The sequence below is a fragment of the Bacillus testis genome (assembly GCF_001243895.1).
Lineage (GTDB): Bacteria > Bacillota > Bacilli > Bacillales > DSM-1321 > Bacillus_AD > Bacillus_AD testis.
This window is the reverse complement of the sequence record NZ_LN851186.1, coordinates 331,271-347,065: the sequence shown is the minus strand read 5'-3', so window position 1 is coordinate 347,065 and position 15,795 is coordinate 331,271. Positions and strand designations below refer to the sequence as shown.

The window sequence follows — 15,795 nt, the reverse complement described above, 5'->3', positions numbered from 1 at the left end:
TCTCCTTGGTCCTGCGCGTTGCTCGGACTGCTCATTCGTCACTTACCGATTCTTCCGAATCGGACGTTCCTAATTCAAGCCCATCCAAAACTCCCTATTCGGTCGCTTCGTCTGTGCAACCCCTACACAAAATAATGACCAATCGTGGTCATTATTTCGCTTCGGTAAAACCAATGGGCTTCGCCCCCCATGCACTCCCAGAAACATATATGTTTCTGTACGCACATGAAAAACAAATTCTACGCACACCGGTCCGAAATACCGGACCTGTGTGCGAATGCTCACATGATTATGGTGCTAGAGAAGTGCCACCCTTCCCATTTTTCAGAGCCACTAGGAAAGATACAAGAGCCTCGTTTGACTGCCATCCAGATAGCTAAGTCTAGTTGTTTGTACTGTGATCTCTTACTTTTCAATACAATTTTAAACTATTAAAATTAAATAATAAAAATAAAATTACTTTCACTAACAATGAGAAATAGAAAACATTTGAACCTTTCACTTTTTTATTTACTAATTTCATTATAATTAGCGGGCCAAGACTCGGCCATTCAGCCCAGGAAGATGCCCTTGATTGAAAGGCCATCGAGGGGAAAATTAGACTAGGGCAAGAGGGTTCGGGCTTGGCCTTATTCAAGCACACCTTCAGAAAAACAACGAAACCGTCGTAGCCCTTCAATTCCTCATTATAATTCTGGAGCATACAATCTGGATTCCTTTTTTGAATTTTTGCGTCATTTTTTTATATGCTCTTAAAACATCAATTAGCTCTTGATTCGTTAAGCAAGCCCCAATTGTATCGAAAAGAAACTCAGATTAAAATCAATTATGAGAAGAGTGCAGTAGTTTTACCTCCAAGGTGAAGGAACCTAAGGACTCCTTGTGGAAACTACGAAAGGAGATTCAAGGTAATGATAAGGGATCTTACTTTACGAATACATGAAAATAAATTACAGGATTATGAAGCTGAATGAATACCTAACGAATGGGGGCTAATACCAACTCATCGACACACCCTCCAAATTAAAGGAACTTGAGAGCTGGTTCGACGCAGGTTGAGGATGATCCTTAGAAGTGGAAGAACCTAGGGAGCAGACTCCACAACCTTGAGAGTCTGGGAGCAGGTATCCAAGCCTACGAATAGGGAAGTTCCTGAAAAGGATACTGGCGAGTTGCCAAAACTCTAATACTACACAAAACCCTTGGCAACTCCTATAGAGAAACCAAGGGTTTAAGAGCCTAACGGCAAGATATGAAATACTGCGTTCGACATAACTGGAACAGCCGTATAAGGAACCGGAGGTACGGTTGTGTGAGGGGGGCGGAGGTAAATCACTTTCCCTATCTTATTTGATGGCTGTACCGATCATGTCTCCCAAGCTCAATACTGCTACATAATATTTTCCATATAAGAAAATTTGATAACACAATTATATTCAATTGTTCTATCGTTTTTTTAGGCATTGGGTATATCGGAGAATGTTGCTTACATCCCCCTGATCCAAGGTTTATAGTCATGTAATCCTTATAATTCGACACTTCGATTTTCAAAATCTCTTAGGTAAATATCAGTATCTATTGGTGAAATTTTTTCAACCACCGGAATTTCTCTTACAGGCTTAGAAATTAAATAATAGATACCCATTAATGAAATCGTTATTCCATTTAACATCATAACTATTGTAGGTCCTTGAGCCTCTGCGAGGATGCCCCCTAGAAATGCTCCTATAGGCATTCCAAGCGTTAATAAAGTTCCAATTGCACTTGAAAGTCTCCCTAACATTTGGGGAGGCACAATACATTGAGTAATTAATGAACTTGCATTATTCCCTATGCCTTGTGGAATTCCGGATAACGAAAATAGTACTAAAGTAAGAATTATCAATTCATTGGACGCTGCTATTACGGAAGCTAACCATAATAGTCCACTCAATATGTAAGTTGGATAAAGAATAGACCCAATGGGTATATTCTTAAAAAGTGATGTTAAAAAGGATCCTATAAGACTACCAATTGAATAACAAGCTAGAAGCAGGCCGAAAAATTCTGGACCTCCAATTTTGTCGCTATATACAGGCATGACAGCGAAAGCAGCTGCAAAAAAGAAATTAGAAATAACAGCAGGCATTTTAGAATGAAATATTACTGGGTTCTTTATTAACTTTAAACCTTGTAATAATTCTTGTTTATAAGTATTAAAAGAAAACTTGGAATCTATATTACTTGGGCTCAGATTTACAGTAGCCTTTGGTTTAGTTTCATTTGTATTCTTTAGTGATAAAAAACTAAAACACATTATAGCTAGTAAAAAAGTTAATGCATCCATAACAAATAATGTGGAAATATCCCAAATTACTATTAGAAAACCTGCTAAACCACTAAAAATCATGTCTGTTCCTTGGTAAGAGAATGTCATCAATGCATTTGCTCTTGGAAGGGACCTTTTAGGAACTATAGTTGGGATAACAGCACTTTCAGCTGGGTATGTAAACTGAACAGCAAAGGCCGCAAAAAATATTATAATTAATAACAAATAGATATTATCAAATTTGTTAAACATCATGATTGCAACAATGCTTATAAGGGCGAACTGGAAAACTTCAGCAACAATTATTATTTTTTTCTTGTTGTATCTATCAACAAGAGGTCCAATTAGAAAGGCTATAACTTCTGGGATATATGATACTGCTGCAGCAATTCCCGTGTAAAGAGCACTGCCAGTTAGGCTATATATTAGCCAGGCAATAGCAACTCTATAAAGACTATCCCCGCCATTAGTAATCAGTCTTCCTAAGAACAAGAAAAAAAGATTTTTGTTTACAAACAACCTCATATTTTTTTCTCTCTCCTTACTCTTAGAGCAGTTTTAATTGATTGTATATTAGTTATTTTAAATTGAAAGAAAATCACTAATATAGCAGATAAAAGTGTAATTGGGTTAAATTCTCTTATTGAGTTTAGTAACTCGTAAATTGAAATACCAAAAATCATACTTAGCATAGTTAATGAAAGTGGTATGTTCACCCAATCAATAAACCTTTCTACTCTAGTAGGTCTACGCTTAGTTTCTTTATTTAATAAACTTAAATCAGTGTTATAACTTTGTCTAAATTGGCCTATGAGATTAACTAAGTAGGTTAAAATAAAGATCTTAGTAATAGCTATTGTAATGGCCGTATTAAAAAATAATGTAAAGATTACAAGAAACAAAATAATAACAGCTTCTGATAAAATGCCTGCCAAGAGTACAGATTTTCTAAAATCTGATTTGAGGGCATACATACCTGTAACGTCAGTAAATAGGCCGAAGTTTCCTTTGCTTTTCCCGGCTCTGAACGATGATGTAATTCCAAATTGTCTTAGTGCTAATAAATGTCCGATTTCATGAATATATGCAAGTATCCAGAATGCACTAACATTCAATATAAACGAAAGTAGGATATTGGATGTAGAAAAGTACCACATTAGCGTAACAGGACTTTTTATGTAAATAGAAAAAACTAATATACTTATAAGTGATAGGATAAACACTGTTAAAATATTTCCAACTGAAATAAAGAAGGATTTCTTAGTTTTATTGATATTATTACTCTTAATTTCATTACAAGGTTCTGCTATTCCCATTGTGAGGCACTGATTCGCAAACGCAAGAATATCTGTCTTAATTCCTTTTTTTAAAAGTTTAGATTCTAACTCTTGAATCGTATGATTTTCGTGAAACATATCAATTATTTCATTACATACTTTAGGTAACTGATAAAGTTTCTTATTTTTATTTGACCAAATATATACCCAGTCATCATTTGCGTATTTTACATTTTTTAGGAAACATATCCTACTATGATAATTGATATTCTTCATCAGATATACTCACTTGTTTAGTTATGTTCTCAAAACAATAAGGGCACATGCTGTTTGATTTAATAGGGATATCTTCAACCTCTAAAGAGAATAAGTCCAACTGAAATATTTTCTTGCGGTCAGCTTTTGCTAATTTGGTTAGATGTAAAGTTGCTTCATTTGCAACTAAATTTCCTGTTAAGTTAGCAATGGGAGCTGTAACAGCATTCCTTGATCCAAAAGTTTTGGCAGACATTGGAGTGTCTCTGTATATACTACTGTTACTTTGATTTAAATGAATACATTCAAAACAAGGAGATTCGTCTGGTAGAAAGAGAGAGAAATTAATAACTGTACTTGCATAGCCACCTGAAATCCAAGGAATATTTTGTTTTTTTGCAACTCTGTTAACCAAACGGTCAATTATATACTTGGGTTCATCTGCACAGAGTATAAGTAAGTCTAAACCTTGAACAAATTGTTCTATATCTTCAGCAATTTCCACTTTCTTGTTTAAAGCCTCTACTTGAACAAAAGGATTTATTTTTAAAAGTTTTTCTTTTGCTACCTCTACTTTAGTACGGCCAACATCATCTTTTTCGTATAGTACTTGTCTATTTAAATTGCTTTCTTCAACTATATCAAAATCTAATATTCTTAAGAAACCGATTCCACTTCGAACCAAGGAGGCAGCACATGATGCTCCCACTCCCCCTAAACCAATAATACCTACTTTTGATTCCGCAAGTCTTTTTTGGTGTTTCCACGGATCGGTGTTATTACTTATATCTATCCAAGAAAATAGGTTAACATTTCTTTGGTACCTAGATATTTCTTCTTTTGAAAAATATAATTCACTAGTGGTAAATGATTCTTCTATTGTTCCTAGATTAATTAAATTCTTGATAATAAGATTAGCATTCTCTATAGAAAATTCTTTTCTTCCATTTTGAATATGAAAATCGTAAAGTTCGGTTAGTGTGCATCCTTTTGAAAGTGCAATAATTGAATCCCAAATGACTTCTATATAATTTGACCTTAGTTCTCTCGCAATGCCCTTCTGTATTCCACCAAATCTTATAGTGTCTTCAGATACTTTTACCGGATATAGATTTAACTTGAATTGGTATCTTTTCTCTCTCACTTTATTTTCCTCCTTAATTAAATCTCCTTTATGCAAACGAGCAACGGAAAATATCCGTTGCTCGTTCCCGTTTTATGTATTGCGCAATACATTTTTAAAAAATTAGCGGTCAGCAGTACGTTGAATTGGAGCTTCTTGTACTTCAACTTCTTTGATTTCGATAACTAAATTTTCCATATTATTTATCCACCTCCTAAATTGTGTTGATTTTAGTATATTCTAATAATTGTGATATTTCAATAAATTTTAAAAATATTTTTTTATAATGTTAATGACGGCTTCCAATGTCCAGAAATTGACGGCGTTAATTGTCCTAAACTGACAGTTTTACTTTCCAAAAGATGGGGAAGCAGCCCATTTCTTCCCATCGATTTTACAAACCAACCTGGTACGTCTCAATTTTCTTAATGTAGAATTTCACGTCATTCCGACCGGAAGGAGTCTTTCCATTTCCTAAATGAAGGCTAAACCATTCTCCCTATGCATTTTATAACCTGAATTGTCTCCCCAAAACACAACCCAACAATTCAACTCTTCAATGTAGGACATATATCTTCAGCGGCTTATCATGATATTTCACAATGGATGACTTGGTTGATCATGTGGTCATCAATGATTCTCTGGCCGTTTTGTGAGCCCTATAGAAGACTATGCGTACACAGGATATTTATTAGCCTTGCGACTCCTCCGGAGAACCGGTGAATTTCGTCAATCGTCCCATCGCTGTTCCATCCCCGCATAGGGACCTGTCGGAGCGAAAGATTGTTAACAAATACGCAATAAAAAAGGGGGAGTTCCCCCTGAAAAGACTCTATTTTGTTCCTGGTTTGTCCCTCTTTTGATTAAAATATTCCTTTTTTCGTTCATATTGCATGTGCGCAAGTATTTTTCAAGAAAAAACGGAGGTCACAGTCCTGGAATGCAACCATCCATTTGGCGCAAATAGGGAGATTTTACTGATTTGTTCCTTTTTTCCGCAAACGTCATATCCCGTCCCATTGTCAAAAAGCTATTAACGCTTGGACCCAGGAGCTTAAAACCTTCAATAATTATAAGATACAAGCAAACCTGGTCTCCGATATGCCATGAAAATGGATATTATTAAGCGCAATACGATGGATTATGTCACATTGCCGAACCTAAAACATGAAATGGAATATAATGCGGAATTGGAGAAAAAGTATTACTACACGCGAGAAGAGCTCAGAAGCTTCCTGGAGACGATTCAAGACGATGATATGGCTTATCCGCGTTTCGGTTGCTCGCCTTCACAGGGGGCACGTAAGAGGGACTATATGCCTTGCATTGGTCGGACGTGGACTTCCAACATAAGTAAATCACCTTTAAAGAGACATTGATTCACATGAGCGAAAAAAACAGCTACAGACATCAAAAACAAAGGCCGCTAGGCGTGTTGTTAGCGTGGATGATAAAACCCTAGCGATTTAAAAAAATGGCGTAGCAAGCAAATACAGCGTTATCTCACGTTACAACTTGCTACACCTATTCAACCTGATGATAAACAACCCATCTTTACAGTCTATAATCAGTTAAAACATGAAATGGATTATTGTCGATTGGCTTGCTTAAATGAAAAGCTAGAGCGGATTTATATAAAGAACCCAGGGCTGCCACAAATTAATGTTCATGCCTTTCGGCATACACATGCCAGTTTGTTGTTTGCCGCCGGTGCTTCTATCAAAGATGTACAAGCCCGCCTCGGCCATACAGATATACAAACCACGATGGATATTTACACTCATGTGACTGATGAAGCGAAGGAGAAAACAGCCGAGATGTTCCAGAAGTACATGAAATTTTAGCCAGGGGTATTCAAGGGGTATTCAATTCCAAATTTGGACATGAAAAAACCCTCCTTGCTCCATAAGAGCAAAGAGGGTAAACATTGATATACCAAGTATATTAACGTTTTGAGAACTGAGGCGCACGACGAGCACCTTTAAGACCGTATTTCTTACGCTCTTTCATACGTGCATCACGAGTCAATAGACCTGCAGATTTAAGTGCTGGACGGAATTCTGGGTCAGCTTGTAGCAATGCACGAGCGATACCGTGACGTACTGCACCAGCTTGGCCAGTGAATCCACCGCCAGAAACGTTAACAAGCACATCGTAGCTTCCTGTAGTTTCAGTAGCTACTAGTGGTTGTTTAACAACTAGAATTAATGTTTCAAATGGGAAATATTCGCTGATTTCACGACCGTTGATAACGATGCGTCCTTCACCCGGTACTAGACGTACGCGAGCAACAGAGCTTTTACGACGACCTGTGCCATAATATTGAACCTGTGCCAAGATAATAACCTCCTCTAAAAATTATCCGCGTAATTCGTATACTTCTGGTTTTTGAGCTTGATGTTGGTGCTCAGCGCCAGCATATACGTGTAATTTTTTAAACATTTGACGTCCAAGAGAATTCTTAGGAAGCATACCTTTAATAGCAAGCTCTAACATTTTCTCAGAGTAGTTTGTTCTCATTTCAAGAGCAGTTCTTTCTTTCAATCCGCCTGGGTGCATAGTGTGACGACGGTAGATTTTGTCATTCAACTTTTTACCTGTAAGGTGGATTTCAGAAGCGTTGATGATAATAACGTGATCACCAGTATCAACATGTGGTGTGTAAGTTGGTTTATGTTTACCACGCAAGATGGATGCTACTTCGCTTGCAAGACGTCCAAGAGTTTGGCCTTGCGCGTCGATCACATACCATTTACGCTCGATTTCATTTGCTTTCGCCATGAATGTCGTACGCATTATTTGACCTCCTAATACTAAAGAAAATTTTTCAGTTTATTTATTTACAATCACGAGAAACTTTCCGGGGCTCATCGTGGGATTAAATAAAATACATACCATATTATATTAGCCGCAACCGCTATGAATGTCAAGAGCATATACCTTAAATTTGCAATTGTTTACATAGCATTAAGAGTAAACCTGCAGCGGTTAATAGGAAACCTCCCACAGATAGAGCCCTTGTGCCGGCGCTGTTTTACCAGCTGCTCCGCGATCCCGTCTGGCCAGGATTTCTTCCATATCACCCGGTTCCTTTTTTCCTGTTCCGACTTCCAGCAATGTCCCCGTAAGGATCCTCACCATATTATATAAAAATCCGTTTCCTCGGTAAATAAACGTTAATTCATTCCCATACAACACACACTCAGCCTTTTCAATCGTCCTCACCTTATCTTTCACATCGGTATTAGACGCGCAGAAAGAGGAAAAGTCATGGGTCCCGATAATATAAGGAATGGCTTCCTTAATCCGTTCAACATTGATCGGATACGGATGGTGATAGCGGTAGTTCCTTGTCAATGGATTGCGTATCGGGCTTAAATCAACGATATAGCGGTATTCCTTGCCTTTGGGATTGAACCGGGCATGAAAATCGCTCTCGACAAGCTCAACTTGATGTACAGCAATATCTTCAGGCAGCATGGCATTCATTGCCTTGATCCATCTTTCAGGCGGGATATCCAAGTGGCTGTCAAAGTGAATGACTTGTCCATATGCATGCACCCCGGTATCAGTCCTTCCCGAGGCAACGACTTTTACATCGCGCTTGTGCATGGTTGAAAGTACTCTCTCCAATTCCAGCTGGACCGTCCTTTTTTCTGGCTGTACCTGATACCCATTGAAGCCGCAACCATCATATGAAATAGTGCATTTAATTCTTTGCATGTAACCAGACTCCTACGCTCTAAAATAAATAAGAATGACTGTCAGCAGAGCAAGTGATAAAAGCAGGGTCGTATCCCAGGCGCCCCAGTGCAGCATACGATACTTCGTCCGGCCTTCGCCGCCTCGGTATCCCCTTGCCTCCATGGCCACGGCCAATTCTTCGGCCCGTTTAAACGATGAAACGAACAATGGGACAAGCAATGGCACGATGGCACTTACCCTTTCTTTAATCGGACCCGAACTGAAGTCGACTCCCCTGGCCGCCTGCGCTTTCATAATCTTTCCTGTCTCTTCCATTAACGTCGGGATGAAACGGAGAGAAATGGACATCATCAATGCCAGCTCATGAACCGGGAACTTCCATTTTTTAAAAGGACCCAGCAGCTGCTCCAATCCATCCGTTAACGAAATCGGCGTTGTGGAAAGCGTCAGCAGCGTGGTGATGATAATTAGGTACGTAAAGCGAAGTGATATATAAATACCCTGCCTTAAACCTTCCTCATAAATCTTAAGCCACCCCAGGCTGAAGACTACCGGCCCCTCTTTCGTAAAGAAAATATGCAGCAGGAACGTAAAAACAATCAAAAACAGGATCGGCTTTAACCCGCTTAATAAGTAACGGACTTTAATTTTGGACAATAAAACAAGAAGCAACGTATACAAGCCAAGAATGGTGTACGTCGCTGTATTGTTGGCCAAAAAAACAATACAGACAAAGAAAAAGACGAGCATCAGCTTTGAACGGGGGTCCATCCGGTGAAGAACAGAATCAGATGGGACGTATCGGCCGATCAACATATTATCCATTATTGATCCGCTCCCCCTTTCACAATGGCTGCAATCTGCTCAGCCAAGGAATCAATAGAAAGGCTGGGCTCATAAAAATACATGCCGGATTTCTGCTGAAGCAGCAATTGGAAGCGAACCGTCTCTGGAACATCCAAGCCCAATTCTATTAGCTCTTCCGGTTGCGAAAAGATATCCATGGGTGTTCCTTTTTTCCGGACGGTACCTTTATGCATGACGATGATTTCATCCGCATACTTGGCTGCATCCTCCATACTGTGGGTCACCAGAATGGTTGACAGATTTCTTTTTTTATGAAGATCTGCAAACATATCCATGATCTCTTTCCGGCCTCTAGGGTCCAGTCCGGCAGTCGGTTCATCGAGCACAATCACTTCCGGTTCCATGGCCAATACACCTGCTATTGCGACACGGCGCATTTGGCCCCCGGAAAGGTCAAAAGGTGATTTATCAAGGATATCTGGAGAAAGGCCCACATGCTTGATCGCTTCCCTGGCTTTTTTCTTTGCTTCTTCTTCTGGTACACCGAAATTCATCGGACCAAAGCAAATATCTTTTTCCACCGTTTCCTCAAACAATTGGTGTTCCGGAAATTGAAAGACAATGCCCACTTTTTTGCGGACCGCTTTTATATCCTTATCCTTCTTTTGCGGTGTAATCAAGTGATCGCCGATCCGGACCTCGCCTTTACTCGGGCGCACCAAACCGTTCAGATGCTGAAGCAATGTGGATTTTCCTGAACCTGTGTGGCCAATGATGGCCGTGTAACTGCCCGAGGCAAAATCCAGATTGATATCATAAATGGCAAGTCGTTCGAATGGCGTCTTGATTTGGTATCTGTATTCTACATTTTTGAGTTCAATACACATAATTCGTTCACCAACTGTTCATGTGATAAATATCGATCGCTTAAAGGCACTCCTAGGTTTGCTAATGCCTGGGACAGCTTAATAGAAAACGGGGAGTCCAAACCAATCGCTGTCAGCTCCTGATCGAGTCTGAAAATCTCTTGTGGGGAGCCTTCACGGTATACCTGTCCGCCATTCATAACAATGATCCGGTCCGCCCTTGCTGCTTCATCCAAATCATGCGTAATGGAGATAACCGTTAAGTCTTGGTCTTGTTTCAACTCTCTGACTGTCTCCAGCACCTCTTCTCTGCCCTTTGGATCTAGCATAGAGGTTGCTTCATCAAGTATGATGATGCTCGGCTGCAACGCCAGCACAGACGCAATAGCAACCCTTTGCTTTTGTCCACCCGATAGATGGTGTGGCTCTTGATCGAGAAATGCTTGCATATTTACCTTCTCCAAAGCCCAATGTACTCGCTTCACCATTATGTCTCTTGGAATACCGTAGTTTTCTAAACCAAAAGCCACATCATCCTGAACAGTCGACCCAACGAACTGATTATCAGGATTCTGGAAGACCATTCCTATCTCTTTCCGCACATCCCAAATCGTCTCTTCCGAAAGGATATGTTCTTTTACTTGTATTTGACCGGTTCCTGGGAATTGCAGGCCATTCAACAGCTTGGCTAATGTCGACTTTCCAGAACCATTATGCCCTACTATCGCAAGCCACTCTCCCTTTTGGATAGAAAAGGATACATTATTGAGCGCCGGATGATCCTGGCCCTCATATGTAAACGAGACTTGATTTACACTTACTAATTTCTCGCTCATGCGGTTTCCCCCTAATCTCTGCTTTTCTCAGCTCATCTCAGCTATTTTTCAATATAGTATAGTATATCATTCTGGCACGGTGATTCTGTACCCACATGAACCTATAAAAAAACGCTGCACCCCTCCTGAAGGAAATTTCTTTCCTTAGTCGAATAGCAGCGTATTACATGTAGACCTAATAACTCCTGTATGGAGCCAGGAAGGGTGCGAGAGCTAGACGCGTAGTATGGAGATCCATACAACCATCATAACGCTCTATGTGCGATTTCTCAGTTAAAACTTTGTACAAGTAAATCAATCTGTTAGAATCTTTTTACTATGTACGATTGTAAAAAAAGGGCGAGAACTAGTTAGTTCTCAACTGTCCCCACCCTTTCTTAAGTAATTATTATACTAATTCGATCACTACAACTGGTGCTCCGTCTCCGCGACGAGGGCCCATTTTCATGATACGAGTGTAACCGCCTTGACGCTCTTCATAGCGAGGTGCGATATCACTGAATAGTTTTTGAAGTGCAGTTTGGCCATTTTCGCTGTCAGCAACAACTTCATTGCGGATGAATGCAGCAGCTTGACGACGAGCATGTAAATCACCGCGCTTACCAAGCGTGATCATTTTTTCTACTACAGAGCGTAGCTCCTTAGCTTTTGCTTCAGTCGTTTCGATGCGTTCAAAGATGATCAGGTCAGTCGCCAAATCACGAAGTAGTGCTTTACGTTGAGAACTAGTGCGTCCTAACTTTCTGTAACCCATTGAGAGATTCCCTCCTTTGTTGAAATGTTAATCTATTTAGCCGGTCTATTGTTTCTCTAATCAGTCGTCTTTACGAAGACCTAAACCTAGCTCATCCAGTTTCGCTTTCACTTCTTCAAGTGATTTGCGTCCTAGATTTCGAACTTTCATCATATCTTCTTCTGTCTTATGAGCAAGCTCTTGGACAGTGTTGATGCCAGCACGCTTCAAGCAGTTGTAAGAACGAACAGAAAGATCCAATTCTTCAATAGTCATTTCAAGAACTTTTTCTTTTTGGTCTTCTTCTTTTTCAACCATGATTTCAGCATTCTGAGCTTCATCTGTAAGTCCAACGAAGATATTCAGATGTTCTGTTAAAATCTTTGATCCAAGTGCAATTGCTTCTTTAGGACCAGTGCTTCCATCAGTCCAAACATCAAGTGTTAGCTTATCGTAGTTAGTCATTTGTCCTACACGTGTGTTTTCTACTTGATAAGAAACCCGTGCAACAGGAGTGTAGATAGAGTCGATCGGGATCACACCGATTGGTTGATCGTCTCTTTTATTTTGGTCAGCAGGAGTATAACCACGTCCACGACGTGCTGTTAGTCTCATACGCATGTGACCGCCTTTGCCTACAGTCGCAATATGAAGATCCGGGTTAAGGATTTCAACATCGCTATCATGCGTAATGTCAGCTGCCGTAATAGCTCCTTCACTCTGAACATCAATTTCCAGCGTCTTCTCTTCATCAGAGTAGATCTTAAGCGCCAGTTTTTTCACATTAAGAATAATAGAAGTAACATCTTCTACCACGCCTTCAATTGTTGAGAACTCATGCATTACTCCATCTATTTGAATAGATGTGACAGCGGCACCTGGTAGTGAGGATAGTAATATACGACGCAAGGAGTTACCCAAAGTTGTACCATATCCACGCTCAAGTGGCTCGACGACGAATTTTCCATACTTGGTGTCATCGCTGATTTCAACCGTTTCGATTTTTGGTTTTTCTATTTCAATCATTAATAAACCCTCCTTCAAAACGTCAAAACCTCGGCTAGATGTAACACTTATTTGCGTCCTAACCGAAATTCCCCATGTAATTGTTCCCGACTGCGCGCAACAACTGAGTTAATCTGTCTGTAAATCCTCATGATTGTATCATATCCCATTATGGACATGTATACAATTTCTATACAGAAAAATTAAACACGGCGACGTTTTGGTGGGCGACATCCGTTATGTGGAACTGGAGTTACGTCCTTGATAGCCGTAACTTCTAAACCAGCAGCTTGAAGTGCACGAATAGCAGCTTCACGGCCTGAACCTGGTCCTTTAACTGTTACTTCAAGAGTTTTTAAACCATGTTCCATAGAAGCTTTAGCTGCAGTTTCTGCTGCCATTTGAGCTGCGAATGGAGTAGATTTACGTGATCCTCTGAATCCTAGTGATCCAGCGCTTGACCAAGAAATTGCGTTTCCGTGTGCATCAGTGATTGTAACGATTGTGTTGTTGAAAGTTGAACGGATATGTGCAATTCCGTTTTCAATATTCTTTTTCACACGACGTTTACGAGTGTTTGTCTTACGTGCCATGAATAGTAACCTCCTTTACAAATTAATTATTTTTTCTTGTTCGCTACTGTACGTTTTGGACCTTTACGAGTACGAGCGTTGTTCTTAGTATTTTGACCACGAACAGGTAAACCACGACGGTGACGTAGGCCACGGTAGCAGCCGATTTCCATCAAACGTTTGATGTTCAATGAAACTTCACGACGAAGGTCTCCTTCTACTTTTAGCTTATCGATCGCTTCACGGATTTTGTTTTCTTCTTCCTCCGTAAGGTCACGAACGCGAGTATCTTCAGAGATACCAGTATCTTTCAAGATTTGTTGTGCAGTTGGTTTACCAATACCGTAAATGTATGTTAATGAAATGACAATACGCTTGTCACGTGGAATATCAACACCAGCAATACGTGCCATATGGTGCGCACCTCCTTCTTAATTAGCCTTGTTTTTGTTTATGCTTAGGGTTTTCACAAATAACCATTACTTTGCCTTTTCTGCGAATAACTTTACACTTTTCGCAAATAGGTTTTACTGATGGTCTCACTTTCATTAGTACCTAACCTCCTTATATAGATCGGAGTGTAACTTAGATTATTTGAATCTGTAAGTGATTCGTCCGCGAGTTAAGTCATACGGTGAAAGCTCGACTGTTACTTTGTCACCAGGCAGAATACGAATAAAGTGCATGCGGATTTTACCTGATACATGAGCTAATATAGTATGACCATTTTCTAATTCTACCTTGAACATTGCATTTGGCAAAGTCTCAATGACTGTACCTTCAATTTCAATTACATCATCTTTAGCCATCGAAGTTTAATCTCCCTTCTCTTAAGGCGGATGCCTTATTCGTTATATTCATCCATCACTGCTTCTTGCACACAATAACCATTATAACCTTGTTAGTATTTCATAACCAGAATCAGTGATTGCTATTGTATGTTCGAAATGAGCACACATTTTTCCATCTTGAGTAACAACTGTCCAGTCATCCTCTAAAGTCTTCACATATCTGCTGCCTGCGTTCACCATCGGCTCAACAGCCAGCACCATACCAGGCTTTAAACGAGGACCTTTGTCGGGTGGACCGAAATGAGGGATTTGTGGATCCTCATGTAAGTCTTGACCAACTCCGTGACCAACATACTCTCGGACAATGGAGAACTTGTTTGCCTCAGCATATGTTTGAATAGCATGGGAGATGTTGGATAGACGTACGCCTGGCTTAGCTTCTTCCAACCCTCTATATAAAGACTCTTCCGTTACATCTAAGAGTCTCTGTGTTTCATCATCAATTTCACCTACAGCATATGTCCAAGCTGAATCTCCATGATAGCCATTATATTTAGCACCGATGTCGATACTAATAATATCACCATTTTGCAGAATTCGCTTGCCTGGAATACCGTGAACGAGTTCTTCGTTTACGGAAGCGCATATACTGCCGCGAAAACCATTATACCCTTTAAAGGAAGGGATTGCACCATGTTTACGAATGATGCCTTCAGCAATTGTATCCAGCTCTTTCGTAGTGATGCCCGGTTCGATATGCTTTTTCAGCTCTTGATGAGTGATAGCAACAATCTGCCCGGCATGACGCATGATTTCAATTTCGCGTGGGGTTTTGCAAATGATCATAGATTATAAGCCCCCAAGGAGTTGATCAATGTCTTCAAAGACTACATCAATATCTTGCTGTCCGTTCACGTTGCGAAGGGTTCCTTTATCTTCGTAGAAAGATAGAAGAGGCTTTGTCTGCTTGAGGTTAACGTCCAAACGGTTTTGTACCGTCTCAGCGTTATCATCAGCGCGTTGATAAAGCTCACCGCCACATCGATCACAAACGCCCTCTTTTGCAGGAGGATTGAAAACAAGGTGATAAGTAGCTCCGCATTCCTTACAAATTCGTCTTCCTGTCAATCTTTCCATTAGAATCTCTTTGTCTACGTCTACGTTAATCACATAGTCGATAGGACGGTTAAGATCGGAAAGGATATTTTCCAATGCCTCAGCTTGCGCTACTGTACGTGGAAAACCATCTAAAAGGAAGCCTTGTTTGCAATCATCTTGGCTAAGTCTTTCGCGGACAATGCCGATTGTCACTTCATCAGGGACCAATTCGCCTTTGTCCATGAAGGATTTAGCTTTCAAGCCTAGTTCCGTTTGATCTTTAATGGCCGCGCGGAACATATCTCCAGTAGAGATATGAGGGATGTTATACTTTTCTACAATTTTCTCGGCCTGAGTACCTTTACCAGCACCCGGAAGCCCCATAAGAACAAGATTCATCTATACTCCCCCTCAAACTC

General features: G+C 40.1%; 18 protein-coding genes. 1 reads left to right on the top strand and 17 read right to left on the bottom strand.

Annotation, left to right across the window (positions count from 1 at the left end; all coding sequences use genetic code 11):
• Positions 1-1,525 precede the first annotated feature (1,525 nt).
• Genes BN1765_RS02265 through BN1765_RS02255 form a run of 3 tightly spaced genes read right to left on the bottom strand, consistent with a single transcriptional unit; the run spans position 1,526 to position 4,984 of the window.
• Positions 1,526-2,833: an MFS transporter gene (locus BN1765_RS02265; protein WP_050613666.1), complete on the bottom strand. Its 1,308-nt coding sequence runs from the start codon at positions 2,831-2,833 to the stop codon at positions 1,526-1,528.
• Entirely contained in the window at positions 2,830-3,861 is a 1,032-nt protein-coding gene (locus BN1765_RS02260) for a hypothetical protein (RefSeq protein WP_050613665.1), read from the bottom strand. The genes BN1765_RS02265 and BN1765_RS02260 overlap by 4 nt, the downstream gene beginning before the upstream one ends.
• Positions 3,839-4,984, bottom strand: coding sequence for a HesA/MoeB/ThiF family protein (locus BN1765_RS02255; protein WP_050613664.1), 1,146 nt, complete (start codon positions 4,982-4,984; stop codon positions 3,839-3,841). The genes BN1765_RS02260 and BN1765_RS02255 overlap by 23 nt, the downstream gene beginning before the upstream one ends.
• Positions 4,985-6,561: 1,577 nt before the next feature.
• On the opposite strand from BN1765_RS02255, the gene BN1765_RS20340 reads away from it, so the two are divergent.
• Positions 6,562-6,807, top strand: coding sequence for a tyrosine-type recombinase/integrase (locus BN1765_RS20340; protein ID WP_230199492.1), 246 nt, complete (start codon positions 6,562-6,564; stop codon positions 6,805-6,807).
• A 100-nt stretch (positions 6,808-6,907) separates the two neighbouring features.
• On the opposite strand, the gene rpsI is transcribed toward BN1765_RS20340, so the two are convergent.
• The 14 genes from rpsI to BN1765_RS02180 all read right to left on the bottom strand — a co-directional run bounded on the left by rpsI (position 6,908) and on the right by BN1765_RS02180 (position 15,775).
• The gene (gene rpsI / locus BN1765_RS02245) at positions 6,908-7,300 is read right to left on the bottom strand and encodes a 30S ribosomal protein S9 (protein WP_050613663.1); all 393 of its coding nucleotides are present in this window, start codon (positions 7,298-7,300) and stop codon (positions 6,908-6,910) included.
• 21 nt (positions 7,301-7,321) lie between these two features.
• On the bottom strand, positions 7,322-7,759 hold the full coding sequence (gene rplM, locus BN1765_RS02240; protein WP_050613662.1) for a 50S ribosomal protein L13: 438 nt from the start codon (positions 7,757-7,759) through the stop codon (positions 7,322-7,324).
• Positions 7,760-7,951: 192 nt separating this feature from the next.
• On the bottom strand, positions 7,952-8,686 hold the full coding sequence (gene truA, locus BN1765_RS02235; protein ID WP_050613661.1) for a tRNA pseudouridine(38-40) synthase TruA: 735 nt from the start codon (positions 8,684-8,686) through the stop codon (positions 7,952-7,954).
• Between the two features lie 12 nt (positions 8,687-8,698).
• Positions 8,699-9,496, bottom strand: a complete 798-nt coding sequence (locus tag BN1765_RS02230) for an energy-coupling factor transporter transmembrane component T family protein (RefSeq protein WP_050613660.1) — start codon at positions 9,494-9,496, stop codon at positions 8,699-8,701.
• Entirely contained in the window at positions 9,493-10,362 is an 870-nt protein-coding gene (locus BN1765_RS02225; RefSeq protein ID WP_050613659.1) for an energy-coupling factor ABC transporter ATP-binding protein, read from the bottom strand. The genes BN1765_RS02230 and BN1765_RS02225 overlap by 4 nt, the downstream gene beginning before the upstream one ends.
• Entirely contained in the window at positions 10,338-11,177 is an 840-nt protein-coding gene (locus BN1765_RS02220; RefSeq protein WP_050613658.1) for an energy-coupling factor ABC transporter ATP-binding protein, read from the bottom strand. The genes BN1765_RS02225 and BN1765_RS02220 overlap by 25 nt, the downstream gene beginning before the upstream one ends.
• A 388-nt stretch (positions 11,178-11,565) precedes the next feature.
• Positions 11,566-11,931: a 50S ribosomal protein L17 gene (rplQ, locus tag BN1765_RS02215; protein WP_050613657.1), complete on the bottom strand. Its 366-nt coding sequence runs from the start codon at positions 11,929-11,931 to the stop codon at positions 11,566-11,568.
• A 60-nt stretch (positions 11,932-11,991) separates the two neighbouring features.
• The gene (locus tag BN1765_RS02210) at positions 11,992-12,936 is read right to left on the bottom strand and encodes a DNA-directed RNA polymerase subunit alpha (RefSeq protein WP_050613656.1); all 945 of its coding nucleotides are present in this window, start codon (positions 12,934-12,936) and stop codon (positions 11,992-11,994) included.
• Positions 12,937-13,118: 182 nt separating this feature from the next.
• Positions 13,119-13,508: a 30S ribosomal protein S11 gene (rpsK, locus tag BN1765_RS02205; protein ID WP_050613655.1), complete on the bottom strand. Its 390-nt coding sequence runs from the start codon at positions 13,506-13,508 to the stop codon at positions 13,119-13,121.
• A 26-nt stretch (positions 13,509-13,534) separates the two neighbouring features.
• Positions 13,535-13,900, bottom strand: a complete 366-nt coding sequence (gene rpsM, locus BN1765_RS02200) for a 30S ribosomal protein S13 (RefSeq protein WP_050613654.1) — start codon at positions 13,898-13,900, stop codon at positions 13,535-13,537.
• A 22-nt stretch (positions 13,901-13,922) separates the two neighbouring features.
• Positions 13,923-14,036, bottom strand: coding sequence for a 50S ribosomal protein L36 (rpmJ, locus tag BN1765_RS02195; protein ID WP_003156543.1), 114 nt, complete (start codon positions 14,034-14,036; stop codon positions 13,923-13,925).
• Positions 14,037-14,077: 41 nt separating this feature from the next.
• Positions 14,078-14,296: a translation initiation factor IF-1 gene (gene infA, locus BN1765_RS02190; RefSeq protein ID WP_050613653.1), complete on the bottom strand. Its 219-nt coding sequence runs from the start codon at positions 14,294-14,296 to the stop codon at positions 14,078-14,080.
• 81 nt (positions 14,297-14,377) lie between these two features.
• Positions 14,378-15,124 (bottom strand): type I methionyl aminopeptidase, encoded by a 747-nt coding sequence (gene map, locus BN1765_RS02185; protein ID WP_050613652.1) that lies wholly within the window; start codon positions 15,122-15,124, stop codon positions 14,378-14,380.
• 3 nt (positions 15,125-15,127) lie between these two features.
• Positions 15,128-15,775 (bottom strand): adenylate kinase, encoded by a 648-nt coding sequence (locus BN1765_RS02180; protein ID WP_050613651.1) that lies wholly within the window; start codon positions 15,773-15,775, stop codon positions 15,128-15,130.
• Positions 15,776-15,795: the final 20 nt, after the last annotated feature.

What these genes read in the sequence shown, in the direction of transcription:
- rplQ (WP_050613657.1), bottom strand. Translation starts at nt 11,931, where the DNA reads ATGGGTTACAGAAAGTTAGGACGCACTAGTTCTCAACGTAAAGCACTA.
- BN1765_RS02220 (WP_050613658.1), bottom strand. Translation starts at nt 11,177, where the DNA reads ATGAGCGAGAAATTAGTAAGTGTAAATCAAGTCTCGTTTACATATGAG.
- truA (WP_050613661.1), bottom strand. Translation starts at nt 8,686, where the DNA reads ATGCAAAGAATTAAATGCACTATTTCATATGATGGTTGCGGCTTCAAT.
- BN1765_RS02260 (WP_050613665.1), bottom strand. Translation starts at nt 3,861, where the DNA reads ATGAAGAATATCAATTATCATAGTAGGATATGTTTCCTAAAAAATGTA.
- infA (WP_050613653.1), bottom strand. Translation starts at nt 14,296, where the DNA reads ATGGCTAAAGATGATGTAATTGAAATTGAAGGTACAGTCATTGAGACT.
- rpsM (WP_050613654.1), bottom strand. Translation starts at nt 13,900, where the DNA reads ATGGCACGTATTGCTGGTGTTGATATTCCACGTGACAAGCGTATTGTC.
- BN1765_RS02225 (WP_050613659.1), bottom strand. Translation starts at nt 10,362, where the DNA reads ATGTGTATTGAACTCAAAAATGTAGAATACAGATACCAAATCAAGACG.
- rpmJ (WP_003156543.1), bottom strand. Translation starts at nt 14,036, where the DNA reads ATGAAAGTGAGACCATCAGTAAAACCTATTTGCGAAAAGTGTAAAGTT.
- BN1765_RS02210 (WP_050613656.1), bottom strand. Translation starts at nt 12,936, where the DNA reads ATGATTGAAATAGAAAAACCAAAAATCGAAACGGTTGAAATCAGCGAT.
- map (WP_050613652.1), bottom strand. Translation starts at nt 15,124, where the DNA reads ATGATCATTTGCAAAACCCCACGCGAAATTGAAATCATGCGTCATGCC.
- rpsK (WP_050613655.1), bottom strand. Translation starts at nt 13,508, where the DNA reads ATGGCACGTAAGACAAACACTCGTAAACGTCGTGTGAAAAAGAATATT.
- rplM (WP_050613662.1), bottom strand. Translation starts at nt 7,759, where the DNA reads ATGCGTACGACATTCATGGCGAAAGCAAATGAAATCGAGCGTAAATGG.
- BN1765_RS02265 (WP_050613666.1), bottom strand. Translation starts at nt 2,833, where the DNA reads ATGAGGTTGTTTGTAAACAAAAATCTTTTTTTCTTGTTCTTAGGAAGA.
- BN1765_RS02180 (WP_050613651.1), bottom strand. Translation starts at nt 15,775, where the DNA reads ATGAATCTTGTTCTTATGGGGCTTCCGGGTGCTGGTAAAGGTACTCAG.